The organism is Streptomyces sp. NPDC086519, assembly GCF_040686075.1.
Lineage (GTDB): Bacteria > Actinomycetota > Actinomycetes > Streptomycetales > Streptomycetaceae > Streptomyces > Streptomyces shenzhenensis.
Genome location: NZ_JBFBJL010000019.1, coordinates 45,832 through 68,980, shown reverse-complemented (window position 1 = coordinate 68,980; position 23,149 = coordinate 45,832). Strand labels below are relative to the sequence as shown.

The following is a 23,149-nucleotide window of genomic DNA, read 5'->3' as shown; positions in this document are numbered from 1 at the left end:
CGCTCACTGCTCCCAGTGGTTGGTGTTGGTGACGGTCCCGGCGCTCAGATGGCCGGCGAACACGCCCTTGGGGTCACGCGCGGCCCGGATCTCGTTCAGCCGCCGCCACTGCTCGTCGCCCATGAACCTCAGCTGCCGTACGGTGAAGTCGGAGTCGCCGAGGTACTGGCCCGCGGTCACCGGCTGCATCGCCGCCATCGCCTCGTCCAGCCAGCCGCGCAGCTCCGCGTCCCGTCCGGCGTCGTCGGACACGACATAAGCGGCGCAGTAGATCTCCGACTGCAACGAGAACGCCATGTCGGGGAGGCGGCGCAGCGGTGCCATGGAGAACCAGATGGTGAAGGTCTGCCGGGTCGGGTGCTCGGTGAACGCCTTGCGGATCGCCGGGACGACGTCCTCGGCGCTGCCGGTCAGCCACGCGTTGTCCACGAAGTACCGGTGGTCTTCGGGGTTGGCGGTGCGCTGGCCCGTCAACTGTTCGGCGATGGTGGTGGGCCGGGCCTCGACGCGGAACAGGGCACGGTCGGCGTAGGGGTTGGCGTGCAGCGGCGCGAGCGCCTCGGCCGCCTCCTCGGGGGTGTCCGTCATCGAGACGCCGGTGACCAGCAGCACCGGTCCGTCGAGGTCGGGCGGGGTCTGGGTGAGAGCGACGATCTCGACCAGGTCGCAGACCGTGTGATGGATGCCGTGCAGCCAGGTCATGACGTCGTCGAAGAGGTCGAGCGGGTAGGCGTGCACGGTGTGCGCGAGATGCCGGGGGAGGGGACGGGTGCGCAGGTGGAACCGGGTGACGACGCCGAAGAAGCCGGGGCCCGCCCCGCGCGCCGCCCAGAAGAGGTCGCTGTGCTGACTCTCGTCGGCCCGGACCAGCTCGCCGTCGGCCGTGACGACGTCGATCGCCACGATGTTCTCGGCCGCCCAGCCCCAGCCGCGCGCGTTCCAGCCCTGCCCGCCCTGGAGCAGGAAACCGCCGATGCCCACCGAGGGACAGTGCCCGCCGTTGAAGAAGCGTCCGAACCCGCCCAGATACGGGTTGAGTTCGTCGCCGCCCTTGACGCTGGGGGTGGCCGTCACGATCCCCGTCCCAGGGTCGTACGCCATCTCGCGGAAGCCGCCGAGATCGATCAGCAGCGCGTCCCGGCGCACCGACCAGGCGGCCCAGCTGTGCCCGCCGGAGCGGACGGCGACCTGCCAGCCGCGCTCCAGGGCGAGCCGTACGCCCTCGACGACATCCTGTTCGGTGACCGCCATCAGGACGGCGGCGGGCGTGCGGTCGGCCGGGCGGCGGGCGTTGAAGACCCTGCCGTACACGGCCTCCTCGAAGTCCTCCTCACCCGGGAGGTGGAGGGTGCCGGAGAACCGGTTCTCGTCCGGGGACTCGGGGGTCGTCCCCCGGTTGACTGCATGCATGGGGCGGCTCACTTGACTGCGATGGGACTGACGGGGACACCGGCCGCGCAGGGCACCGGCAAGGGCGCCGCGACCAGCAGGAACTCATAGACACCATCGGCCGCGCAGTCCTCCGCGAGGGCCTCCAGGTCCCACAGCTCGCCCAGCGGCAGGCCGAGGTGGGGGACGGCGACCCGGTGCAGCGGCGACATCGCCGGTCCGGCGAACTCGCTCGGCCGCACCTCCAGGTCCCAGGTGTCGGTGGCGATGGCCGCGACCTCGGTGCGGTGCAGCCAGCCGAGGGTGGTGAAGGACAGGCCGGGCGCGTGACCGGTCTCGTAACCGCCCCACGCGCCGAGCCGCCGTACCCGGCCGAGCTGTCCGGTGCGGACGAGGACGATGTCACCCCGGCGCACACTGGAGGTGGCGCCCTGCGCCTCGACGGTGTCGTGCAGGTGCTCCTCCAGGATCGGAAAGCCGTCGGGGAGTTCACCGCGCGTGTCGCCGACCGTCCGGCCGACGTCGAGCAGGACCCCGCGGCCGGTGAAGGCGTTCCGAAGGTGCTCGATGCCGGTCACGCAGGCACCGTCGTCGCCGCCGGGGCGCGAACCGCCGTGCCAGGTCCGCTCGGTGTCGTGTCCGCGGCCCAGCCCGTGCCACCGGGTGGCGGCTTCGAGGCCGGACTCGCCGAAGCCCTGGGCCAGCGAGACGGCGCGGCCGCGCCGGACCAGACCCGCGGCGTGCGCGCGGATCGCGTCGTCGACGAAGTTGAGTGTGCCCAGCACGTCGTCCCCGCCCCAGCGGCCCCGGTCGCGGTACGCGGCGCGGGCCTTGGCCAGCTCTTCCTCGATGGGCCCCAGGGTCATCGGCTGTGTCCTTTCAGCAGCAGATCGAGGGCGTTGCCCCCGGCGATCGCGTCCCGTGCGGCCGGGGCGAGGCCGGCCGCGTCCAGACGGGCCACCGGGTCGGTCACGCCCATGTCGAAAGGGTGGTCGGTGCCGAGCACCACCCGGTCCGCGCCCACCTCCTCGACCAGATGGCGCAGCGCACGCGGGGTGTAGACGAGGGCGTCGAACCACATCCGCCGCAGATAGGAACTGGGCGGCTCGGCGCAGCCGCGCGCGTCCGGCCGTACCCGCCAGGCGTGGTCGGAGCGGCCGACGTACGTCGGCAGATAGCCGCCGCCGTGCGCGGCCACCAGCTTCAGGCGCGGGAAACGGTCCAGGACCCCGGTGAAGATCAGGTGCGAGAGCGCGACCGTGGTCTCGGTGGGCTGGCCGACCGTGTTGCCGAGATAGCGGGAGGCGAGCCGCTCGCCGAGCGAGCAGCCCCACGGGTGGACGAAGACGACGGCGCCCAGCTCCTCCGCCTTCAGCCAGACGTCGTCGTGCGCGGGGTCGGCCAGCTCCCGGCCCCCGACGGCGGTGGAGACGCTGACGCCGTACAGGCCCAGCACGGTGACCGCCTTGTCCAGCAGGGCCACCGCCAGGTCCGGGTGCTGGAGCGGTACCGTGCCGAGGCCGTAGAGCCGGTCCGGCGCGGCGGCGCAGTGCGCGGCCACCGCCTCGTTGACGGTACGGGCCAGCCGCACGGCGAGGCCGGGGCCGGCCCAGTAGTGGTGCATGGGCATCGGGCCGACCACCTGGCGGTCGACGCCCATCGCGTCGAGGTCGGCGAGCCGCGTGTCCACGTCCGTCAGCTTTCCGGCCAGACGCCGGAGTTGGGCCCGGTTGGCGGCCAGCGACTCGGGGGAGTGGGCGCGCTGTTCGGCGGCCAGCTCGGCCGCGAGGCCCGCGGTGCCCGCCACCAGGGCGTCGGCCCCGGGCACGGCGAGATGGCCGTGGAAGTCGACGACGGGCGTGCTCATGCGGCCACCGTCAGGGAAGCAAGGGTCTCCGACAAGATCCGGGCCGGGTCGGCGCCCGGCGTGTCGGGGTGGATCTCCCACTCGGCGAGCTGGAGGGAGTTGTCCAGCACCATGCGGACGCGCGGCAGCCGCCGGGCCATGAACCGGTCCAGTGCCCTGTCCACCGGCTCGTCGGCGGTGACCAGCTCGGCCAGCAGCACCGCGTCCTCCATGCACATCGCGGCGCCCTGCGCGATCAGCGGCGGACAGGCGTGCGCCGCGTCGCCGATCACCATGGCCCGGCCGCGGTGCCAGTCCTCGTCGACCAGGACCGCCTCGATCCAGCGGTAGTCCACGGCCGTGTCCTCCGGCAGCGAGGAGAGTATCTCCCCCCAGGTTCCGCCGTACCCGGCGCCGCGCTCGCGCAGCAGGTCCAGCGAGGCGCGCGGGCCGATCAGGGAGGCGTCCAGGTTCTCGTCGAGGAGGTAGGCGTAGCACTGGTCGTCGGAGATCGGACTGTAACCGGCCTTGTAGCGGGGACCGCCGTAGTACACCTCGGCGCAGTCCATCTCGGCGGGGCGCCGGGCCACCACCCGGAAGATCGACATGCCCACCGGGCGGGGCCTGGTGGTGATGCCGATGAGCGCGCGCGTCGCCGAGTTGATGCCGTCCGCGCCGACCACCAGGTCGTAGCGGCCGGTGGAGCCGTCGGTGAAGGTCACGTCCACGTGGCCGGGCGACTGCTCCAGTCCGCGTACGCTCAGGCCGAGGCGGACGGCGACGCCGTGCGCGTACACCGCGTCGCACAGCGCGTTCTGCAGGTCGGAGCGGAGTGCGCCGGCCGTGGACGGCAGGTCCGCGCCGCCGGTGTGCGGGGTCTCCAGCTCGGTGATCAGACCGCCGTCCGCCCGGCGCAGCCGCATCAGGTCGAACGGCACGGCCCGGGACAGCACCCGGTCCAGTACCCCGACCGAGCGCAGCGCCTTGAGCGCGTTGCCCTGGACGGTGATGCCATGGCCCACCCCGAACCACTGGGGCGAGACCTCGACGAGCTCCACCTCGACCCCGCGCTGGGCGAGGGCGAGACACAGCACGCTTCCGGTGATGCCGCCGCCGACGACGAGCACCTTGTTCACGGGCATGGGCGATCCTTGCGAGAAGTAGAAAGACAGACGTGGGGGCCGGCAGCCTTCAGCCGGTGAAGCGGGGGCCCAGCTCGTGGTAGTGCTCCACGGCCGGCGGGGCGGCGAAGAACGGGCCGACCAGGGCCCGCCAGCGCGCGAACCGCTCCGACTCGCGGAAGCCGACCGTGTGCGCCTGGACCGACTCCCAGCCGACGAGCAGCAGGAAGGTCCGCGGCCGCTCCGCGCAGCGCAGCAGCTCGGTCCAGCGGAACCCGTCCGCCTCGGCGAGCACCTCGCGGGCCTGGCCGAAGACCTCCTCGAATTCAGCTTCCCGGCCTTCCTCGACGGTCAGCTCGGCGTGCTCGACTACCACGGTGCGCTCCTCGGTTCGGGGTGGCATCGAGCCTGATCGGCGGTAGGTGCAGGGTCAACGGATCGAGGCATCGACAAGGGGGACGTCATCCATCCCCGACGGCGATGGCGGCCCCGGCCGGCGCGGCCGCACATCGACGCAGGCCCCAGCGGAGTGCGCGGGCGATGGCAGGCATCGTGAACGGCCATTTCCGCCGGCCGAGCGCGATGCCTAGCGTCGAAGGCGAGCCCCCATCCGTACGAGGAGAGCCGCCCGTGCCCGAACCTTCCCCCTCCCACGCCGGACCCTTCGCGCTCGGCACCTTCCAAGGCGGCGCGGCCGCCTTCCCCGGCCTGGTCGCCGGCACCCGGGTCCGTGACCTCTCCGGTCTGGCGGCCTCGGTACGCGCGCTGGTCGAGGACTGGGACACCTGGCTGCCCCGGCTGCACGAACTGGCCGCGGCCGGCGACGGCACCTGGCACGACCTGGCGGACCTGCGGGTCCTGACGCCGATCGAACCGGGCCAGATCCTGCAGAGCGGCGCCAACTACCGCAAGCACGTGGTCGATCTGGTCGCCGCCGAGAAGGAGAGCGTGCACGGCGCCACCCCTGCCGAGGCCCGCGCCGACGCCGAGAAGATGATGGACGAGCGGATCCGCGACGGCGTCCCGTACATCTTCCTCGGCTCACCGCGCGCGCTGTGCGGGCCGTACGACGACATCGTGCTGCCCGCGCTCGGCGAGCAGCACGACTGGGAACTCGAACTCGCCCTGGTCATCGGCAGGTCGGGGAAGAACATCCCGGCCGCGGAGGCGATGTCGTACGTCGCCGGGTACACGATCAGTAACGACCTCACCACCCGGGACCGGCTGTACCGGCCGGACCTGAAAGCCATCGGCACGGACTGGTTCACCGCCAAGAACGCCGACACCTTCCTGCCGACCGGGCCGTTCCTGGTCCCGGCGGAGTTCGTCGGCGATCCGGGGGACCTGCGGATCACGCTGCGGCACAACGGGGTGGTCCGGCAGGACGAGTCCACCAAGGACATGATCTTCGACATTCCCCGGCTGATCGCCTACGCCTCCACGACCACCACCCTGCGCCCCGGCGACCTGCTGCTGACCGGCTCCCCGGCCGGCAACGGCGCGCACTGGGGGGTCTTCCTGGAGCCCGGAGACGTGATCGACGCGGAGGTCACCGGCCTCGGCCACCAGCGCAACACCGTCAGGAGCCACGCATGAGCTTCCAGCCCATCACCCATCTGCGCCACGTCGACCTGGCCGTACCGGACTTCGCCACCCAGCGCGCCTTCTACGGCACCACCTGGGGCCTGACCGAGGTCGCGAACGACAGCGGCATCGCGTTCTTCGCCGCCGAGGGCAGCCCCGAGCAGTACGTCGTGCGCATCCGCGAGGACGAGCGGAAGCGGATGGACCTCGTCGCCTTCGGCGCGGTGTCACCGGCGGCGGTGGACGAACTGGCGGTGCGACTGGGGCGGGCGGGGGTGCGGATCATCCACGAGCCGCGGGCGCTGGACACCCCCGGCGGCGGGTACGGGCTGCGCTTCTTCGACCCCGACGGGCGGGTGGTGGAGGTCTCGGCCGACGTGGCCACCCGCACCCATCGCAAGATCGAGGAGCGCGAGGCCGTCCCCGTGCGGCTCTCGCACTGTGTGGTCAACTCCCAGGACCCGGAGGGGCTGCGCGACTTCTACGTCCGGCACCTGGGCTTCCGGCTCACCGACACCCTGTACTCCACACACATGGGTGACCTCATGTACTTCCTGCGGTGCAGTCCGCTGCACCACTCCTTCGCCATCGCGCGCGGGCCCCATGTGTCGCTGCACCACGCCTCCTTCGAGATGCGTGGGGTGGAGGAGTACATGCGCGGCACCGGCCGCGCCCTGCGTGCCGGAACCCGGCTCACCTGGGGGCCGGGACGCCACCTGGCGGGCGACAACACCTTCTCCTACTTCCACGACCCGCATGGCAACACGGTCGAGTACACCACCGAACTCGCCGTCCTCGAAGAGGACCTGTGGCACCCCGGCCGGCACGACGTGGACGACCCGATCACCCAGGACCAGTGGGGCACCGCCGACCCGATGAGCGAGTCGGTCGCCAAGGAGCAGTTCAACGACCCCGACGTGCTCTTCGAAGCGCCCCCGGTCTGACCCCCATCCTTCCGAGAAAGGCCGCAGTTGTGGCAGAGATCCTGAAGCACGCCGTGCCCAAGGCCGAGGTGGCCGCCTCCCTCGACCAGGTGCGCCGGACGGTCGCCGAAGTCATCGCGGACATCCGTGAGCGAGGTGACGCGGCCGTCCGCGAGTACTCCGAGAAGTTCGACAAGTGGAGCCCCGACTCCTTCCGGCTGAGCGAAGAGGAGGTCGAGCAGATCGTCGCCTCGGTGCCCCGGCAGGTCATCGACGACATCACGTTCGTCCAGGAGCAGGTCCGCACCTTCGCCCGCCACCAGCTGGACTCGATGGGCGAGTTCGAGGTGGAGACGCTGCCGGGCGTGCGACTCGGCCAGAAGCACGTCCCGGTGCAGGCGGCCGGCGCCTACATCCCGGGCGGCCGCTACCCGCTCACCGCCTCCGCCCACATGACCATCGTCACCGCCAAGGTGGCGGGCGTGCCCCGCGTCGTCGCCTGCACCCCGCCCATCCGCGGCGAGATCCCCGCCGCCACCGTCGCCGCCATGCACCTCGCCGGAGCCGACGAGATCTGGCTGCTCGGCGGCGTCCAGGCGGTGGCCGCGCTGGCCGTGGGCACCGACACCATGGAGCCGGTCAACCTGATCGCGGGCCCCGGCAACGCCTATGTCGCCGAGGCCAAGCGCCAGCTGTTCGGCGAGATCGGCATCGACCTGTTCGCCGGACCGACCGAGATCCTGGTCCTCGCCGACGACCAGGCCGACCCGTTCGTCTGCGCGGTCGACCTGCTCTCCCAGGCCGAGCACGGCCCGGACTCCCCGGCGGTCCTCATCACCACCTCCCGCGAGGTCGCCGAGAAGACCATCGCCGAGGTCGAGCGCATCCTCCCCGCCATGCCCACCCGCGACTACGCCGAGCCCGCCTGGCGCAACCACGGTCAGGTGCACGTCGTCGGCTCGGTCGACGAACTCTACGAACTCGCCGACACGTTCGCCTTCGAACACGTCGAGGTGCTCACCGCCGAGCCGCGCCTCGCGCTGGAACGGATGACCCAGTACGGCGCCCTGTTCCTCGGCGAGGGCACCTGTGTGTCGTTCGGCGACAAGGTCATCGGCACCAACCATGTGCTGCCCACACGTGGTGCCGCCCGCTACACCGGCGGCCTGTGGGTGGGGAAGTACCTCAAGACGGTGACCTACCAGGAGGTCACCGACACCGCCTCGCAGGCCCTGCTCGGGCGGCTGTGCGGGCGCGCCTCCCGCGTCGAGCTGTTCGAGGGCCACGCCCGCTCGGGCGACGTACGGGCCGCGAAGGCCGCCGGTGACGCGCTGCCGTGGAACGAGGCGTGAACCTGGACGGCCGTACGGCCCTGGTCACCGGCGGAGGAGGGCCGCTCGGCCGGGCCTTCGGGCTGGCGCTCGCCGAGGCCGGGGCCCGGGTGATCCTCGTCGGGCGGAACGAGCAGGCCCTTGCGCAGGCGGCGGCCGAGGTCGGCGAAGCCGCCCGCACGGCGGTCTGCGACGTCTCCGACCCCGCCGCCGTGCGTGCGCTGGCCGCCGGGCTCGCCGACGAGGACGTGTCCTTGCTCGTCAACAACGCCGGCGTCGCGGGGCCGGTGCGCCCGCTCGTCGACATCGAACCCGACGAGTGGGACGACGTGTTCGCCGCCAACGTACGCGGCGTCTATCTCATGTGCCGGGCCTTCCTGCCGCCCATGCTCGCCGCCGGACGGGGTGACATCGTCAACGTCGCCTCGGTCAGCGGCAAACGCCCGCTGCTCAACCGCACGCCGTACACCGCTTCCAAGATGGCGGTGATCGGCCTCACCCGGACCCTGGCGGGCGAGGCCGGCCCGCACGGCGTCACGGTCAACTCCCTCTCCCCGGGCCCGGTCCGAGGACCCCGCATGGACCGCAACTTCCGGCTCACCGCCGAACTCACCGGCTGCACCGTCCAGGAGGCGGAACACGACTTCGCCTCCCGGGCCGCGCTCGGCCGGCTGGTCGAGGAGGAAGAGGTCGCGCGGGCGCTCGTCGCGATGCTGGCGATGCCCGGACTGTGCGGGGCGGACATCGACCTGTCGGCGGGGATGATCGCCCCGGCGTAGGTCACCCGCAGGGACACGGCGAGGTGGACGGCGAGCGGGCCGTCCGCCTCGCCGTCGTGCGTGCACCACAGGGGGCTGTGACCACTCTGTGTGAGCGCCATGAACCGGGCCGCCCGATCGAAGGCATCGGGTTCCGGGATGCGTGTGTGCCATGCCTGTCCCGGTTTTCCCAGGGCTGATTCACTGCCGTCCGCACACCCCAGGTGCCGTGGTCGCCTTGGTTCCGACGAGCGACTCGTAACCCTGCGTGACGGCGCACCCCACCCGTGGAAAGGCCTGCAATGACGCTGACATCCCGACGCTCGTTCCTGATCGCCGGATCCGCCACCGCGGCGGCCGTGCTCGTTCCGGTCGCCGCCGGCACCGCCACCGCCGCGCCGAAGGCGTCCGGCAGGACGATCTCCGTCGCCGCCGGGGAGACCTGCGAACTCGCCGGGACCACCCGGCTGAGCCGGTTGACCATCGGCGACGGCGGCAGGATCGTCGCACCGGACGGGTACGACATCAGCCTCACCGTCGACGGCGTGGAAACCGGCCAGCTGCTCACCGCGACCGGCGGCACCGCGACCCTGGTCCAGGCCGGCACCTACCGCGGTGACCTCGTCCTCACGGTCGCCGAGTCCAACGACGTCACCTACCAGACGCTGACCTTCCCCTTCCGCCAGGCCCTGTACGTCGGCTCCGACGGCGTCGACCCGGCGAAGTCCGTGCTGTCCGCCGTACGCGGCGGCAAGGTCACCGACCTCGCCGCCCGCAACGTGTCGATCTCCTCCACCGGCGAGTGCTTCAACGGCGTGTACGTCGAGAACGGCAGCTACACCCTCCAGAGCCCCACCATCACCCTCGACGGCAACGGCCGTTCGGACTTCGCCGGGTACGGCGCGGCCGTGGTCGGCGACGGCTCGGCGACCAAGCTGGTCGTGGACGGCGCCCGGATCAGCAACAAGGGCGTGGTCCGCACCACCGTCATTGCCAACGGCGGTGCCAACGTCCTGGTCAAGGACTCCTTCCTGCGCGCCCGCAACGGCGTCCTGCCCGCCGACTACCAGGCCACCGTCGAGACCCCCTACATGGAGTCGGTGCCCTGGATGCTGGGCCTGGACGGCAACGTCCGCGCCACCAACCTGATCGGCGAGAACAGCGTCGCCACCTACCTCAACTCGACGGTGTTCTCGGAGACCTGGGGCGCGCTGTCGGTGGAGGGCGGCAGCGGGCTGAAGCTGACCGCGATCAACAGCCACGTCGGCAACACCGGCGACTACGGCTACGGCACCTACGCCATCGGCGACGCCACCGTCCGCGTGCTCGGATGCCGCTTCGACGTCGGCTCCTACGCGACGATCATCGCCGGTCCCGCCGCTGTCGTGCACTACGGCGACAGCACCCGCGACGCCGTCGCCGCACTCAACACCGAGCTGGAACTCGGCCTGTCCAACGCGGAGTTGCGGGGCATCCCGGAGCGCAGCACGGTGGTCGACTCCGGCCACTTCGGCTACATGTTCTTCGGCGCCGGTCACCTCACCCTGGACGGCGGCACCGTGATCAACTCCGAGCGGGCCACCTTCCTCAACAAGGGCCAGCAGACCGCCATCTCGGTCGACGGGTCCAAGGGCGCCAGGCTCAACCCGCGCGACGGCGTCATCCTGCAGATGATCGAGCTGGACGACCCGGGCCCGGTCAACGTCAACGGCAAGATGATGAACGTCGGCGTCTACACCGAGCCGACCACCGACCCGACGAAGGACTCCTCCTTCGACGTCACCGCCGCCCACTCCACCGACGGCGCCGCCACCTTCAGCTCCATCCGGCTGAAGGGCGACTTCTACAACGGCATGCGGAGCGGCAAGAACATGGTCCTCACCTTCGAGGACGCTGGCGTCGAGGGCGTGATCTCGGCGACCAGGGCCAGGCACCGGGTCTCCTCGATCGACTCGTCCGCCTTCTACGAGCTCGGCATCGTCACCAACACCGTGCAGGCCGCCGTCAACAACGGCGTGGTGGTCGGGCTGAACAGCGGGTCGACCTGGACGGTCACCGGGACCTCGTACCTGACCAGCCTCACCCTCGCGGCCGACGCGGCCGTGCGGGCGCCGCGCGGCAGGACCGTGAAGCTGACGGTCGACGGCACCGAGACCGCGATCACCGCCGGCTCCACCTACACGGGCGCCCTCACGCTCACCGTGGCGTGACGTCCGGCGCCGTGGGCTGACACCCGGCGGCGACGTGCGACACGGCCGAGGGCGCGGCCCCCCGCCAGGGGCCCCGCGCCCTCTGCCGTGTCCGGCGGCACAAGCTCCCGTAAGCTGGGCGGATGTTCAGCCCCGAAGGCCCGAGCCTGCGTGAACTCGCCGTCCAGGCGCTGTCCTCGGTCGAGCGCGGCTACGATCTGCTGGCACCGAAGTTCGACCGCACCCCCTTCCGGACCCCGGACTCGATCCTCGAGGCGGTCGCGAAGGCGCTCACCCCGCTCGGTCCCTTCGCGGACGGTCTCGACCTGTGCTGCGGGACCGGCGCCGGCACCGAGGTGCTCGCCCAGGTGTGCGGGCACAGCGTCACCGGGGTCGACTTCAGCGCCGGCATGCTGGAGGTCGCCCGCCGTGAGGCCCCGTCCGAGGGCCCGCACGTCGCGTATGTGCGCGGCGACGCCCGGGCCCTGCCGTTCGGGCCCGCCTTCGACCTGGTCGTCAGCTTCGGGGCGTTCGGGCACTTCCTGCCCCGGGAACTGCCCGGCCTCTTCGGCCAGGTGTCCGCGGTGCTGCGGCCGGGCGGCACCTTCGCCTTCCCGGTGCTCGCGCCGCCGCGGCCCACCAGCCCCGGTTTCTGGATGCTGCTGGGCTTCGACGCCGTGATGCGGGTGCGCAACGCCCTGTGGCGGCCGCCGTTCGTCATGTACTACCGGGCCCTGCGACTCGGCTCCGTGCTGGGCGAGTTGGAGCGGGCGGGGTTCTCGGTGGACCTCCGCCCGCTGCCCGAGTTCGGCCGGCGCGACGACGGCAGTCCGCGCGCCCGGCTGGTCGTGGCCCGCCGGGGTCAGCCCGACGCGGGCATCGTGAACTCGTAGACCAGCGCGTCCTGCTGGGCGTCCACCACCAGGTCGGTGATCTCCAGCGGGCGCGCGTACTGGTCGTGCACCCGGCGGGTCACCCGGACCGTGGACGCGTCGGCGACCTGGGTGATGGAGTCCCGGTGGTGCAGGGTGAGACCCGCCTTGCGCATCCAGTCGTAGGCCCGGCGCAGTTGGGCGGCGGCACAGCCGTCGGCCCGGTTCCGGTAGCGGCCCAGTTCCGCGACCTCGGTCAGGGCCACCGCCGAGAAGGAGGTCACGGCGGTGCGCAGGGCGTGTCCGTCCGGGGAGGCGGACTCGTAGCGGTGCACCAGGGTCGGCCGGTGCGGGTCCAGCCCCAGCGCCGTCGCGTGCTCGGGCGGCGGCTCCTCCCAGGTCACCCTGGCCCGGTCGACCGCCCCGTGTTCCGTGGGCCCGGCGCCCACCGGGAAGGCCAGGGAGACCGGGCTCTGAACCGGACGGCCGGGCAGCGTCACGTGGCTGCCCCGCCGGTCGGTGGCCACCAGTCCGCTGTGCCGCAGCACGTCCAGCGCCTGCCGGACGGTCTCCCGGCTGACCCCGAAGTGCTGGGCCAACTGCCGCTCTCCGGGCAGGCGTTCACCCGGCGGTACGGTGCCGTCGCGCAGTTCGGTGAGGAGTCGTGTCGCGATCCGCCAGTACAGGGGCTGCCCTTCGCTCTCGGAGTGATCGTGGGGGGTGGTGCGGGCCATGCCGCTCCTCCTGTGGGTGACAAGAAGTAGTCGTGCGGGTTCGTTCCGCGACCACATCTAGCATTGGTCTAAACCAACAGGGAAGAGCGGCAGGCGGGTTCGGCCGAAACCGTGCGGGCCTCACAGACTCGCGTAAACGGCCTCGACCAGGGCCGTCTTGCGAGGGTCGTCCGCGATCCGCGGTCCCATGCGGTTCATGACGTAACCGAGGGAGACCCCCGCTTCCGGGTCGGCCAGCCCGCAGGAGCCACCGAACCCGTCGTGCCCGACGGCGCGCGCGTTCGGCCCGTACGAGCCGTTCGGCCCGCTCAGCCAGAGTCCCAGCCCGAGCTCGGTCTCGTGCTCGAAACCCGCCCCCAGCACCAGGTCACGGCAGCGGCCCTGGCCCTCCCGCACCCGCTCGGCCGCCTCGGGCGACAGCACCCGCAGGCCGCCGTACTCGCCCCCGCCCGCGAACACCCCGTACAGCGCGGCGACCGCCCGGGCCGTGCCGTGCCCGTTGGCCGCCGGGATCTCGGCCGCCCGCCACTCGGGCGTGTTCGCCGCGCTCGCGCCCACGCCCGGGTTGGCCAGGGCGGCCACCGCGGCGGGCGCCAACTGGCTGAAGATCGCGGCCTGTTCGCTGTCCGACACGACCCGGGGATGCGTCAGCTCGGCCGCCCGTCCCGCTTCCTTCTCCGGCAGCCCGATGGTGAAGTCGATCCCCAGCGGCCCGGTGACCTCCCGCTCCAGGAACGCCCCCGGCAGCAGCCCCGACACCCGTCGCACCACCTCGCCGACCAGGAAGCCGTAGGTCAGCGCGTGATACCCGGACCTGGTCCCCGGCTCCCACCAGGGCTCGGTCGCCGCCAGCCGCGCGGTCGTCAGTTCCCAGTCGTACAGGTCCTGGAGCGAGTGCGGCTCGCGCAGCCCGGACAGCCCGGCCCGGTGCGAGAGCAGATGGCGGACCAGGACCCGCTCCTTGCCCGCTGCCGCGAACTCGGGCCAGTGATCCGCCACCGGTGCGTCGAGGTCGAGCAGCCCCCGGTCGGCCAGGATGTGCGCGCACAGGGCCACCGGGCCCTTGGTGGTGGACCAGACGTTGACCAGCGTGTCGCGCTCCCACGGCCGGCTGCGCGCCGGATCCGCCCAGCCGCCCCACAGGTCCACCACGGTCTCGCCGCCGACCGTCACCGCGACGGCCGCGCCCAGCTCCTCCCGGTCCCGGAAGTTCTCCTCGAACGCCTCCCGCACGGCCGCGAAGCGCGGTTCGCAGTGGCCGTGGACCTGCGGCTGTGGCTCGTGCTCGGACATGCACCCTCCGTCGTACGCCGGAAACCCCGGACCGCGACGCTGCGGCCCGAGCGCTCCGAACGTACCGACTGGTCGGACTGGAGGGAAGGGCGGAGGAGGAGCCGCCCGGCCGGGCATGGCATCCGGTTCTCCAGCCCTCTGCCCTGCGGAAGCGAAGTGATGCCCGAGCGGGTGCAGGGCAACGGGCTGGGCCACCGGTATGCGCATCCGGTTCCGCCTCGACCAGGTCTCGCCACAGCCGCGCCGCTTCTCCGGCGGTATTCAGAGCCCCTGCCCAACGCCCCGCTTCGCCGAGGCGATACGCAGGACTGTCAAAGGCGATGGCGAAATCGGAAGCGTGGGTGTCGCAGCCCGCGTCTTTCCCGTGCCCGACGGCCCTGTCGCCCGCCACACCGGCCATCCGGAAGCATTGCCGCGGATGGCGGGGTCGGGAATACGGGCCACGAATTCAGTGCGCCGGCGTACGCCTGGAGCAAAAGCATGCCGGGAGAAAAAGCGGTCGCACTCGTGCGGTAATTGCGTATTTCTTTCGAATGGGAACGCGCGCGAGTGGTGCGGGAGTGGTTCGCCGAGGGCGCCCGAAAGGTACCGGACGTGTGTCAACTGGCCTGTTGTTCCCGTGGTGTTGACGACTCCTGTCGTCGACCGCCTGTTGTGCCCTCGTACGGCCATACGCCTCACCCTGGCGCAGTCGAGTCGCCGTATAGGGTTATTGCCCGATTTGCCGGGGCGGAAATAACGTAGTCATGACTATCTTTCCCTTTCCTCTTGATAGTCGGAAATGTCGTTTGTCATGCGCACGGACGTACAGGAGGCCCCTGTGACCATCACGACCCACGAACTCTTCGACCGGTCGCCCGAAGCCGTCGTCTTCGACTGCGACGGCACCTTGATGGACAGCGAACGCCACTGGCAGGAAGCCCGCAACCGGGCCTTCCGGGAGTACGGGCTCCAGCCGCCGCGCGGGTTTGCGGAGCAGGCGACGGGCCTGCACTACGAGGACTGCGGCCGGCTCATGGCACGGTCGGTGAGCAAGCCCGAACTCGCGGAGGGCCTGACGGCCGCGCTTCTCGACCACTTCCTGGCGCTCGTCACCGACGACCCGGTGACGATGCCGGGCGCGGTCCAACTCGTCCGGCTGCTCTCCGTCCGGCTGCCGCTGGCGGTGGCCAGCAACTGCCCGAGGGTGGTGGTGGAAGGCAGTCTGGAGCGGGCCGGGCTGCGTGCGCACTTCCAGCACATCGTCGTCCCCGACGTCGGGGACGGGGTGCGTCCCAAGCCGCACCCGGACGTCTACGCCGTGGCGGCCCGGCTGTGCGGTGTCCGCCCGCACCGGGCGCTGGCCGTCGAGGACTCCCTGACCGGTGTGAGAGCGGCCCGCCGCGCCGGACTGCGGGTACTGGGTGTCGGCCCCCGGCCGCAGGGCGACAGCGAGATCCGGGCCGACCTGTGGTTACCGGCGCTGCACGCCCCCGAACTGCTGGCCTGGGCCCGCTCCTGCGACATCCGCAGGACGCTGCCGGAGCCCTGGTCTTCCCGGTCCCCGGAGGGCGGTGACGATCGGCACGGCTGAGGGACAACGACATGGGTGAGGGCCGTCTGGCCCGTGCGGCGTTCGTCTCGTCTCCGGGCGGTGCATGCGTCGGAGCGTCCACGCGTGGCGTGCAGCATCACCTGTGCACGAGCCCGCAGCCGCTGCTCGGCCTTGTGGCCGTAGGCCATCTTCCTCAACCGCACGCGTTCGGCGGCACTCGGAGCTGTCGGACACGGGGCGCGGACGGGCACGGCGGGCGGACCGACCGGCCGAAGTGGATCACTGGTACCCCGCAGCCGCCCCACCCGTCACCGCCCCAGCCCCCGCAGTGACCGGGGCAGGAGGCCACTTGGACGGGGAAAACGCAACTTCGACACGGCCCGCGGAGGCAGCTACCTTCGCCTGGTCTTCGGCGATCGCCCACGGTCGCACAGGACTTCCTTCCGGCTGAGCCACCCCGCGACGGGATGAGTCGGTCACGCCCCAGGAATCCTCGCCTCCATGCGTGAGCCACCGAACCGGGTCCGCACCAGGCACCCCCGACCAGGAAGAGACGCATGCCCCCTCTTGCGCTGTACACATTCGGCGTCCTGAAGTCGCCTCTCGCCGATCCCGCACCTCTCACGCGCGAGTTCTACGACATTGGTGAGGCCGTCTACCGGAAGATCGGTCAGCACCCCGGACACCTCGCGCGTGCTGAGGCAGCAGACGGTGACCGGGGCATGCTCTTCGAGGCGGACTGGGGTGCATGGGGAGAGTTCGCCGTACCGGCCTGGTACGGCAAGGGCCGCACGGTGGAAACCACCGCCCTGGCCGCGACCCTCTCGCTCTGGACCGGCCTGCGCCCCGCCTTCGACGCCATTTACACCGGTCTGCACCGTGAGGCGCTGAACAGGCGTCACGACTGGTTCGAGAGGACAGGGCACCCGAATCACGTGTGCTGGTGGGTCTTTGACGGCGTGACACCCACGTGGCAGGACGGGGTTTCCAGGCTGGAACACCTCCACGACCACGGCGCCGCGCCGCACGCCTTCACCTTCCACCACTCATTCGCCCCGGACGGAACTCCGACCAGGATCAAAGGCATCGGGCCCAAGAGCGACCAGGTTCGCTGACAAGGAAGCCCGAACGAACCGCTCGGCGGCCCCGCGCGTGTCCCTCCCGGCCGCCTCCTCAGACGTACGAGCGCAGCCAGCGCACCTTCGCCGCCTCGTGGTACGGGCCGCCGCCCTCGTGGTCGTTGTAGTCGTACACCTCGATCGTCTTGTCCTGGTGCGCCCAGGAGTTGAAGGCGGCGAAGACCGTGGACGGCGGGCAGGTCTGGTCCTCCAGGCCCGCCGAGAACAGCGCCGGGGCCCGGCCGCGCGCCGCGAAGTGCACACCGTCGAAGTAGGAGAGGGTCCGCTGCACGTCGGCGGACCGGCCCCGGTGGGTCTTGAGGAACAGGCCGATCTCCCGGTACGGGTGACGGTCCGTCAGCGTGGTCGCGCGCGGGAAGTCGCACAGGAACGGCACGTCCGGAGCGACCGCGACCAGGTCCGGGACCAGACCGCCGACGGCGACGGTGATCCCGCCGCCCTGGCTGGACCCGAGCGCAACGGTCCGCGTCGCGTCGGTCAGCGGGTGCGAACGGGCCGCCTCCACGGCCCGCACCGCGTCCGTGAACACCCGCCGGTAGTAGTAGTTCTCCGGCGCGTCGATGCCCCGCGTCATGAACCCGGGGTACGCGGGCGCGCCGCCCACCGGGTCGGCGGTGCCGCCCCCGCCGCCCCACACGCTGCCCTGGCCCCGGGTGTCCATGGTGAAGTGCGCCCGTCCCGTCGACGCCCAGAGCAGGTTCTCGTGCGCCAGCCCGCGCCCGCCGCCGTACCCGACGAACTCCACGACCAGCGGCAGCGGTTCGGTGGTGCCGGACGGCAGCCGCAGCCAGCCCTTGACCGGGTGGCCGCCGAACCCGGCGAACGTCACGTCGTACACGTCCACCGTGGACAGCCCGGTGTCGACCGGCTCGAAGCGGGCGTCGAGATCGTGCTCGCGGGCCTCCTGGAGCGTCTTGGACCAGAAGGCGTCGAAGTCGTCGGGCGCCACCGACGTACTGCGGTGCTCCCGAAGCTCGTCGAGGGGAAGGTCGAACAGGGCCATGTACAACCGCCTTGGTGAAGGGAAGGTGCGGATGATCACACGGTACGTGGGTGGTCCGACGAATCGCCAGGCCTCTGCATCGATCGAGCCCTGCGACGAGCCCCTGCCGGCGGCTGTTGATCCGCTGGTCAGGGACGCCGGGCCGCGCGTCGTGGACGGAGCGCGAAAGATCCCGGGCGGCTGGGTGGCCCTGGCCGGTGGTCGGGTCACCGCGGCCGGAACGGCGGGCAGCGAGCCCGAGGCCCGCACGGTCGTCTCCACGTCGGACGGTTCGTCCCCGGCCTCGTCGACACCCACCACCCACCTGCCCGCGCGGGCGTGGACGGCGATGGCGGGCGGGCACGTGCCGGCCGACGGGGACGAACCCGTCCTGCCAGGGCTCATGGACGTGTCGCTCACGGACGTGTCGCGCACGGACGCACGCGCGCGTGGCGCGCCGTCCGCCGACGGACGACGGACGACGGCGGACGGCGGACGGCGGACGGTCGGCCAGGAGGTCTCAGGCGCGCCCGCGGGTCCAGTCCGGGCCGGTGCGCGCCCACTCCTGCTCCCACTCGGCGAGCCGGTGGCGCAGCGCCACCCGGCGCACGACGCCACGGCCGAGCAGCACCACGCCCGCCGCGCAGCTCGCCCCGCACAGACCCATGGTGACCGTGTGCTGCCAGACGGCGATGTCGTCGGGCGGCGGCGCGACCCCGTGACCCTGCCGGTCGAACCACACGTCCACCACGTCACCGGTCCGGGTCCCGGCCGGCACCCGGGCCAGGGCGGTCTTCGTCCCCTCGCCGGGTACGGCCCAGCGGACACTCGTCTGGTAGGCGTGCGCCCGGTCGCCGCCCTGCACCGAGGGCAGCTGCTCCGGGGCGCCGCCGATGACCAGGGCCCGTACCATGTGCCGTTCGGACCGCTCCGCGGCCGCCACCGACCGCGCCTGCCCATGGGCCCACAGCCCCGTCACCGCCCCCACCAGGGGCGCGCCCACGCACAGCAGGACCGCGACGGCCAGCGCGATCCAGGCCTCCACCACGTCGGACCTGCGCCGCAGCGGGTTGGGCCGCCAGCGCCAGCAACGCACCCGGGTTCGCATGTCGACCTCCTCGCCGCCGCAAGAGCCGGAGGGCCGGACAGCCGGTCCGCAGCTCCCAGCGTGCCCCCGCTCACATGCGAGCGTCCACACGGGACTGGTACCCCGAACGGAGCACCTCGCTCCCCGCGGAGTCCCCGGATGCGGCAACGGCTGAAGCACGGGTTTCGCCGCGCGCCCCGGCCGGGCGCCGGTCAGGCGCCAGGTGCGGCGGAGGATCTGCCCGTGCTGACCAGGAGGACGAACCGTCGGCCGGATTCCGCGAACGAACCGGACCGCGTCCAGGCGCAGGCGGTGGTTCGGCCCTCGGTGCGGACGCGCTCAGCGCCCGACATTGCGGCCGTATGAACGATCCGCGCGGGCGGGAATAGCCGCCACGTGCCCGTCCTTGGCGCTGAATGCCGCTGCCGGGACACCGGTGACAGCACCAGAGAGCGAGGAAACACGATGCCCCAGGCGTACGTCTACACCAGACACGGCGGCCCCGAGACCGAGGCCTTCGCCGACATCGACCGGCCCGTTCCCGGCCCCGGTGAACTGCTGATCGCGGTCCGCGCGGCGGGGGTCAACCCCGTCGACTGGAAGCTGCGGGGCGGCTTCCGCCGCCCCGGCGAGGGGGAGGCGCACTTCCCGGCCGTCCTCGGCAGCGAGGCCGCCGGTGTGGTCGAGGAGACCGGCGCGGGCGTGACCGGGTTCTCGGCCGGCGACGAGGTCTTCGGCAACGCTCCCCACGGCGCGTTCGCCGAGTACGCCCTGCTGGCGGCGTCCGCGACGGCGCACAAGCCCGCCGCGCTGTCCTTCACCGACGCCGCCACCCTGCCGGTCGCCGCGGCGACCGCCTTGGACGGCGTACGCCAGCTCGACCTGCCCGAGGGCGCGACCTTGCTGGTCACCGGCGCGGGCGGCGGGGTCGGCGTGGCGGCCCTGCAGATCGCCCGTGCCTGGGGGCTGCGGGTGGTCGGCGTGGCGAGCGCGGCCAAGAAGGACCTCGTCGAGTCGCTGGGCGCCGTGCACGTGCCCTCCGGTCCGGGGCTGGCCGACCGGGTGCGGGCGGCCGCGCCCGAGGGCGTGGACGGCGTCTACGACCTGGTCGGCGGCGAGGTGCTCGCCGAGGCGGCCGAACTGCTCGCCGACCGCACCAGGCTGATCACCGCGGGCGCCCCGCCGCAGGCCGTCGCCGCGCTGGGCGGCGCCCGGGTGGAACGCGCCCGGACCGCCGCGGTCCTGGACGAGGTGGCCGAACTCGTCGTGGCCGGTGAGCTCGACCCGCGGGTCTCGCGGACCTTCCCGCTGGACAGGGCCGACGAGGCGCTGCGCGCCGTCGAGGACGGGCACGCCGTCGGCAAGATCGTGATCGAGGTCGCCGTATGAGCGTCCCGAACCCCCGCGAGGGTGCCCCGCACGTCCTGGACCACCCCGCCCGCGCCTCGCTCACCGGCCCGCACTCCCGCTTCGCCGAGCGGCGCGGCCGGATCCTGCGCTACCCCGTCGACGTCTCCCCGTGGCTGGCGCTGCCCGAGGCGCCGGAAGCCGACGACTGGGCGGACCTCGCCGCGCTGGCCGGCCCCGGCGCGGAGGTCCCGCTGCCCGGGTACCGCGGTGAGCTCCCGGACGGCTGGGAGCTCACGATGAACATCGCGGGCGTACAGCTGGTGGACGACGGCATGGACGCCGTCCCGGAACCGGCCGCGGTCCGCCTCGGACCGGCCGACGTACCGGAGATGCTCGACCTGGTCGCGCGCACCCGCCCCGGCCCGTTCCTGCCCCGCACCATCGAACTCGGTACCTATCTGGGCATCCGCCGCGACGGCAGACTGATCGCGATGGCGGGGGAGCGGCTGCACCCGCCGGGCTGGACCGAGATCAGCGCCGTCTGTACCGACCCGGCCCACCGCGGCGAGGGCCTCGCGACCCGGCTGATCCGCGCGGTCGCGCACGGCATCCGGGAACGCGGCGAGACCCCCTTCCTGCACACGGGCGCCGAGAACACCACCGCGATCCGGCTGTACGAGTCGCTCGGCTTCCGCCTGCGCCGCCGTACGGCGTTCGTCGCGGCCAGGGTGCCGGTGCCGCTCGGTCAGTCGATTGCGGAGCCCGCCGAGGCCCGGGCGTTGTAGCGCTCCAGGTAGCCGGCGAACCTGACCAGGTCCGCCTCCGGCCAGTCCGCCAGCCGCTCCCGGAAGGCGGCCCGGCGGCTCCGCGTGACCTGGGCCAGGATCTCCTGCGCGGTCTCCGTCAGATGCAGCAGCTGGACCCGGTGGTCCTCCGGGTCCAGGCGGCGCTCGATCAGCCCCGCCCGCTCCAGCGCCGCCACCTGCCGGCTGACCGTCGACTTGTCCAGCGCGTAGTGCGCGGCCAGATCGGTGGCCCGGCAGCCGCCGCTCTCCTCCAGATGCCCGAGCAGCGTGTACGACACCAGCGACAGCTCGGGATGCATGCGCCCGGCCGACGCCCGGGCCCGCCGGGCGAAGATCGTCATCTCCCGCTGGATGGTCTCGACTGCCGTCTCCGCCGCCGTCACGGCACCACCTTCGACGGCTGCGCCCTGCACCTCACGGGACTACCTCCTCCGACGCTCTAGTTGCAGAGTACAACTTGGCATACGAGTTGTATGAACCAACCAGTTTGGCCGCGAGAAGCGCAAGGATCTGGAGCCGAGGAGGAGACCGGGGAAACGGTCGGCGTCCGACCGTCCGGCGGGCGGATCGTCCGCCCGCCCCGAAGTGGTGCCCGCCGCGACATCGCCCCCTACGGCGGCCACGCCCACGCCGGCGACCTCCTCGACGCGCTGCCCGCCGTCCTGCGCGGCCGGACCGGCATTCTCGCGGCCGACGTGCCCTGCGTCCCCAGCGACGAGGTGGGGCTGCTGCCCGCCGAGGCCCGCGACCACGAGCCCCTGGTCGCCCTCGACGGCCTCGACGTACTGCGCAGGGTCGCCGCCGGAGCGCCCGAGTAGTTCGCGCCCGGTGGCTGCGTCCTGGTCGAGACGAGCGAACGCCAGGCCGAACAAGCCGTCGACATCTTCCGCCGCGCCGGCCTGGCCACCCGGCTCGCGGTCTCGGCGGAGCTGTACGCGAACGTCGTGACCGGCGTGCGCGCCTGACACCGCGTCCGGTGCGGTGAGCCGGACGGGGCGCTTGTGGCGGCGGACACCCTGTGGCGGGCTGCCTCGGTTGTACCGCCACCGCAGCGCCCTTCTGCTCGCACAGGCCGTCCGCGCCGCCCCCGGCGGCCATGTTCGGAGCATGCTCGGCAAGCGATTCCGGCAGCGTCCGTGAATTCCGCCCGGCAATCCTGCAACGGCCGTCCCCGGAAGAGGGCGCGCTCCCCGGGGGAACGTGTGACCCGGTCCGGTTGGGGGAGACCGGCAGCATGCGACTTCTTCTCACTTCGGCCGGTGTCAACAACCCGGCCATCCGGGGTGCGCTGGTCGACCTGCTCGGCAAACCGATCGGCGAGTCCAACGCCCTCTGCATCCCCACCGCGGGTTACGGGAGCTCTTACGGACCGACCGGGCCATGGCGTTTCATCCGCGGGGTCGATCTGGGGTGGAAGTCCGTGGGAGTGCTGGAACTCACCGCGCTGCCCAGCATCGACCAGGAACGGTGGGTCCGGTGGGTCCGAGAGGCCGACGTCCTGCTGGTGAACGGCGGCGACGCGCTGTACCTGGGCCACTGGATGCGGGAGTCCGGGCTGGCCGGTCTTCTGCCGGAACTGCCCGAGATGGTCTACGTGGGATTCAGCGCCGGGAGCATGGTGCTGACCCCCCGCGTCGGGCGGCAGTTCGTCGACTGGAAGTCGCCCACCGGGGACGACCGCACGCTCGGGATGGTCGACTTCTCGATCTTCCCGCACCTGGGTCATCCGGACCTGCCGGAGCTCACCATGGCCGCCGCGGAGCGATGGGCGGCCGAGATCGCGGGTCCGGCGTACGCGATCGACGACGACACCGCCATCAAGGTGACCGACGGCACCCTGGAGGTCGTCTCCGAGGGGCAGTGGAAGCGCTTCACCCCTGCCCCGTGAAAACACCGCACCGGCGAAGGCGGCGGTGTCCGGGACGTCCCGGAGCCGTCGGGTCACCCGCTGGGGCAACCCGGTGACCAGGCGGTGGCCCCGCTGTGACTAGCCCGGCCCCGACAGCACTCCCCACTCCGGTGCGGCCTGCGGGGGACGGTCGGGCATCGGCGGGACCGACGGCTCCATTCCGTCGCCGGCACGGCGGTTCTCCTGCTCCGGTTCGTGCGGCACGGCTCGCTCCCATCGGCGAACGGCACGCGGCACCGCGCGACGCATGCCTCTCTGTGAAGTGTGGGAGTTCGCCGACAAGAACCCGGTAATCAGTTCCT

Annotated in this window: 22 protein-coding genes and 1 pseudogene; 12 read left to right on the top strand and 11 right to left on the bottom strand. The window is 72.2% G+C overall.

Features of this window, described 5'->3' with window-relative positions; genetic code table 11:
* Positions 1–3 precede the first annotated feature (3 nt).
* Genes AB0P24_RS19760 through AB0P24_RS19740 form a run of 5 tightly spaced genes read right to left on the bottom strand, consistent with a single transcriptional unit; the run spans position 4 to position 4,732 of the window.
* Positions 4–1,410, bottom strand: a complete 1,407-nt coding sequence (locus AB0P24_RS19760) for an FAD-binding protein (RefSeq protein WP_365795643.1) — start codon at positions 1,408–1,410, stop codon at positions 4–6.
* Between the two features lie 8 nt (positions 1,411–1,418).
* Positions 1,419–2,255 carry a cyclase family protein gene (locus tag AB0P24_RS19755; protein ID WP_365795641.1) on the bottom strand — a complete coding sequence of 279 codons (837 nt, stop codon included), beginning with the start codon at positions 2,253–2,255 and terminating at the stop codon, positions 1,419–1,421.
* Entirely contained in the window at positions 2,252–3,256 is a 1,005-nt protein-coding gene (locus tag AB0P24_RS19750) for an amidohydrolase family protein (RefSeq protein ID WP_365795639.1), read from the bottom strand. The genes AB0P24_RS19755 and AB0P24_RS19750 overlap by 4 nt, the downstream gene beginning before the upstream one ends.
* Positions 3,253–4,377 carry an FAD-dependent monooxygenase gene (locus AB0P24_RS19745; protein ID WP_365795637.1) on the bottom strand — a complete coding sequence of 375 codons (1,125 nt, stop codon included), beginning with the start codon at positions 4,375–4,377 and terminating at the stop codon, positions 3,253–3,255. Before AB0P24_RS19745 ends, AB0P24_RS19750 begins: the two co-directional genes overlap by 4 nt.
* Before the next feature lie 49 nt (positions 4,378–4,426).
* A complete protein-coding gene (locus AB0P24_RS19740; protein ID WP_365795635.1) occupies positions 4,427–4,732 on the bottom strand; it encodes an antibiotic biosynthesis monooxygenase in 306 nt (101 codons plus the stop codon).
* A 254-nt stretch (positions 4,733–4,986) separates the two neighbouring features.
* Between AB0P24_RS19740 and AB0P24_RS19735 the strand changes: the two genes are divergently transcribed.
* The 6 genes from AB0P24_RS19735 to AB0P24_RS19710 all read left to right on the top strand — a co-directional run bounded on the left by AB0P24_RS19735 (position 4,987) and on the right by AB0P24_RS19710 (position 12,034).
* A complete protein-coding gene (locus AB0P24_RS19735) occupies positions 4,987–5,952 on the top strand; it encodes a fumarylacetoacetate hydrolase family protein (RefSeq protein ID WP_365795633.1) in 966 nt (321 codons plus the stop codon).
* Entirely contained in the window at positions 5,949–6,884 is a 936-nt protein-coding gene (locus AB0P24_RS19730; RefSeq protein WP_365795631.1) for a VOC family protein, read from the top strand. The genes AB0P24_RS19735 and AB0P24_RS19730 overlap by 4 nt, the downstream gene beginning before the upstream one ends.
* 29 nt (positions 6,885–6,913) lie before the next feature.
* Positions 6,914–8,215: a histidinol dehydrogenase gene (hisD, locus tag AB0P24_RS19725; RefSeq protein ID WP_365795629.1), complete on the top strand. Its 1,302-nt coding sequence runs from the start codon at positions 6,914–6,916 to the stop codon at positions 8,213–8,215.
* A complete protein-coding gene (locus AB0P24_RS19720) occupies positions 8,212–8,973 on the top strand; it encodes an SDR family NAD(P)-dependent oxidoreductase (RefSeq protein WP_365795627.1) in 762 nt (253 codons plus the stop codon). The genes hisD and AB0P24_RS19720 overlap by 4 nt, the downstream gene beginning before the upstream one ends.
* A gap of 281 nt (positions 8,974–9,254) precedes the next feature.
* The gene (locus AB0P24_RS19715; RefSeq protein ID WP_365795625.1) at positions 9,255–11,162 is read left to right on the top strand and encodes a hypothetical protein; all 1,908 of its coding nucleotides are present in this window, start codon (positions 9,255–9,257) and stop codon (positions 11,160–11,162) included.
* Between the two features lie 122 nt (positions 11,163–11,284).
* Positions 11,285–12,034, top strand: a complete 750-nt coding sequence (locus AB0P24_RS19710; RefSeq protein ID WP_365795623.1) for a methyltransferase domain-containing protein — start codon at positions 11,285–11,287, stop codon at positions 12,032–12,034.
* Here the strand turns inward: AB0P24_RS19710 and AB0P24_RS19705 are convergent.
* Both AB0P24_RS19705 and AB0P24_RS19700 read right to left on the bottom strand, forming a co-directional pair.
* Positions 12,004–12,747 carry a GntR family transcriptional regulator gene (locus tag AB0P24_RS19705; RefSeq protein ID WP_365795621.1) on the bottom strand — a complete coding sequence of 248 codons (744 nt, stop codon included), beginning with the start codon at positions 12,745–12,747 and terminating at the stop codon, positions 12,004–12,006. The two genes, AB0P24_RS19710 and AB0P24_RS19705, sit on opposite strands and share 31 nt — an antisense overlap.
* Positions 12,748–12,867: 120 nt before the next feature.
* Positions 12,868–14,040 (bottom strand): serine hydrolase domain-containing protein, encoded by a 1,173-nt coding sequence (locus tag AB0P24_RS19700; protein ID WP_365795619.1) that lies wholly within the window; start codon positions 14,038–14,040, stop codon positions 12,868–12,870.
* Between the two features lie 820 nt (positions 14,041–14,860).
* Between AB0P24_RS19700 and AB0P24_RS19695 the strand changes: the two genes are divergently transcribed.
* Positions 14,861–15,613: an HAD family phosphatase gene (locus AB0P24_RS19695; RefSeq protein ID WP_365795617.1), complete on the top strand. Its 753-nt coding sequence runs from the start codon at positions 14,861–14,863 to the stop codon at positions 15,611–15,613.
* Between the two features lie 518 nt (positions 15,614–16,131).
* Positions 16,132–16,689: a DUF3291 domain-containing protein gene (locus AB0P24_RS19690; protein WP_365795615.1), complete on the top strand. Its 558-nt coding sequence runs from the start codon at positions 16,132–16,134 to the stop codon at positions 16,687–16,689.
* A gap of 58 nt (positions 16,690–16,747) precedes the next feature.
* Here AB0P24_RS19690 and AB0P24_RS19685 read toward each other — a convergent pair whose 3' ends face one another.
* A complete protein-coding gene (locus tag AB0P24_RS19685; RefSeq protein ID WP_365795613.1) occupies positions 16,748–17,716 on the bottom strand; it encodes an acetylxylan esterase in 969 nt (322 codons plus the stop codon).
* A 499-nt stretch (positions 17,717–18,215) separates the two neighbouring features.
* Positions 18,216–18,803: a hypothetical protein gene (locus AB0P24_RS19680; protein WP_365795611.1), complete on the bottom strand. Its 588-nt coding sequence runs from the start codon at positions 18,801–18,803 to the stop codon at positions 18,216–18,218.
* A 444-nt stretch (positions 18,804–19,247) separates the two neighbouring features.
* Between AB0P24_RS19680 and AB0P24_RS19675 the strand changes: the two genes are divergently transcribed.
* Together AB0P24_RS19675 and AB0P24_RS19670 are read left to right on the top strand one after the other, a co-directional pair.
* The gene (locus AB0P24_RS19675; RefSeq protein WP_365795609.1) at positions 19,248–20,171 is read left to right on the top strand and encodes an NADP-dependent oxidoreductase; all 924 of its coding nucleotides are present in this window, start codon (positions 19,248–19,250) and stop codon (positions 20,169–20,171) included.
* Entirely contained in the window at positions 20,168–20,917 is a 750-nt protein-coding gene (locus AB0P24_RS19670; RefSeq protein WP_365795607.1) for a GNAT family N-acetyltransferase, read from the top strand. The genes AB0P24_RS19675 and AB0P24_RS19670 overlap by 4 nt, the downstream gene beginning before the upstream one ends.
* On the opposite strand, the gene AB0P24_RS19665 is transcribed toward AB0P24_RS19670, so the two are convergent.
* Entirely contained in the window at positions 20,878–21,279 is a 402-nt protein-coding gene (locus tag AB0P24_RS19665) for a MarR family winged helix-turn-helix transcriptional regulator (protein ID WP_365795818.1), read from the bottom strand. The two genes, AB0P24_RS19670 and AB0P24_RS19665, sit on opposite strands and share 40 nt — an antisense overlap.
* A 249-nt stretch (positions 21,280–21,528) precedes the next feature.
* On the opposite strand from AB0P24_RS19665, the pseudogene AB0P24_RS19660 reads away from it, so the two are divergent.
* Together AB0P24_RS19660 and AB0P24_RS19655 are read left to right on the top strand one after the other, a co-directional pair.
* Positions 21,529–21,903: pseudogene (locus AB0P24_RS19660) on the top strand (putative protein N(5)-glutamine methyltransferase); the annotation flags it as partial.
* Between the two features lie 269 nt (positions 21,904–22,172).
* Entirely contained in the window at positions 22,173–22,826 is a 654-nt protein-coding gene (locus AB0P24_RS19655) for a Type 1 glutamine amidotransferase-like domain-containing protein (RefSeq protein ID WP_365795605.1), read from the top strand.
* Between the two features lie 99 nt (positions 22,827–22,925).
* Here AB0P24_RS19655 and AB0P24_RS19650 read toward each other — a convergent pair whose 3' ends face one another.
* Positions 22,926–23,051: a hypothetical protein gene (locus tag AB0P24_RS19650; protein ID WP_365795603.1), complete on the bottom strand. Its 126-nt coding sequence runs from the start codon at positions 23,049–23,051 to the stop codon at positions 22,926–22,928.
* Positions 23,052–23,149: the final 98 nt, after the last annotated feature.

What these genes read in the sequence shown, in the direction of transcription:
- AB0P24_RS19760 (WP_365795643.1), bottom strand. Translation starts at nt 1,410, where the DNA reads ATGCATGCAGTCAACCGGGGGACGACCCCCGAGTCCCCGGACGAGAAC.
- AB0P24_RS19755 (WP_365795641.1), bottom strand. Translation starts at nt 2,255, where the DNA reads ATGACCCTGGGGCCCATCGAGGAAGAGCTGGCCAAGGCCCGCGCCGCG.
- AB0P24_RS19750 (WP_365795639.1), bottom strand. Translation starts at nt 3,256, where the DNA reads ATGAGCACGCCCGTCGTCGACTTCCACGGCCATCTCGCCGTGCCCGGG.
- AB0P24_RS19745 (WP_365795637.1), bottom strand. Translation starts at nt 4,377, where the DNA reads ATGCCCGTGAACAAGGTGCTCGTCGTCGGCGGCGGCATCACCGGAAGC.
- AB0P24_RS19730 (WP_365795631.1), top strand. Translation starts at nt 5,949, where the DNA reads ATGAGCTTCCAGCCCATCACCCATCTGCGCCACGTCGACCTGGCCGTA.
- AB0P24_RS19715 (WP_365795625.1), top strand. Translation starts at nt 9,255, where the DNA reads ATGACGCTGACATCCCGACGCTCGTTCCTGATCGCCGGATCCGCCACC.
- AB0P24_RS19710 (WP_365795623.1), top strand. Translation starts at nt 11,285, where the DNA reads ATGTTCAGCCCCGAAGGCCCGAGCCTGCGTGAACTCGCCGTCCAGGCG.
- AB0P24_RS19705 (WP_365795621.1), bottom strand. Translation starts at nt 12,747, where the DNA reads ATGGCCCGCACCACCCCCCACGATCACTCCGAGAGCGAAGGGCAGCCC.
- AB0P24_RS19700 (WP_365795619.1), bottom strand. Translation starts at nt 14,040, where the DNA reads ATGTCCGAGCACGAGCCACAGCCGCAGGTCCACGGCCACTGCGAACCG.
- AB0P24_RS19690 (WP_365795615.1), top strand. Translation starts at nt 16,132, where the DNA reads ATGCCCCCTCTTGCGCTGTACACATTCGGCGTCCTGAAGTCGCCTCTC.
- AB0P24_RS19685 (WP_365795613.1), bottom strand. Translation starts at nt 17,716, where the DNA reads ATGGCCCTGTTCGACCTTCCCCTCGACGAGCTTCGGGAGCACCGCAGT.
- AB0P24_RS19680 (WP_365795611.1), bottom strand. Translation starts at nt 18,803, where the DNA reads ATGCGAACCCGGGTGCGTTGCTGGCGCTGGCGGCCCAACCCGCTGCGG.
- AB0P24_RS19675 (WP_365795609.1), top strand. Translation starts at nt 19,248, where the DNA reads ATGCCCCAGGCGTACGTCTACACCAGACACGGCGGCCCCGAGACCGAG.
- AB0P24_RS19670 (WP_365795607.1), top strand. Translation starts at nt 20,168, where the DNA reads ATGAGCGTCCCGAACCCCCGCGAGGGTGCCCCGCACGTCCTGGACCAC.
- AB0P24_RS19665 (WP_365795818.1), bottom strand. Translation starts at nt 21,279, where the DNA reads ATGACGATCTTCGCCCGGCGGGCCCGGGCGTCGGCCGGGCGCATGCAT.
- AB0P24_RS19655 (WP_365795605.1), top strand. Translation starts at nt 22,173, where the DNA reads ATGCGACTTCTTCTCACTTCGGCCGGTGTCAACAACCCGGCCATCCGG.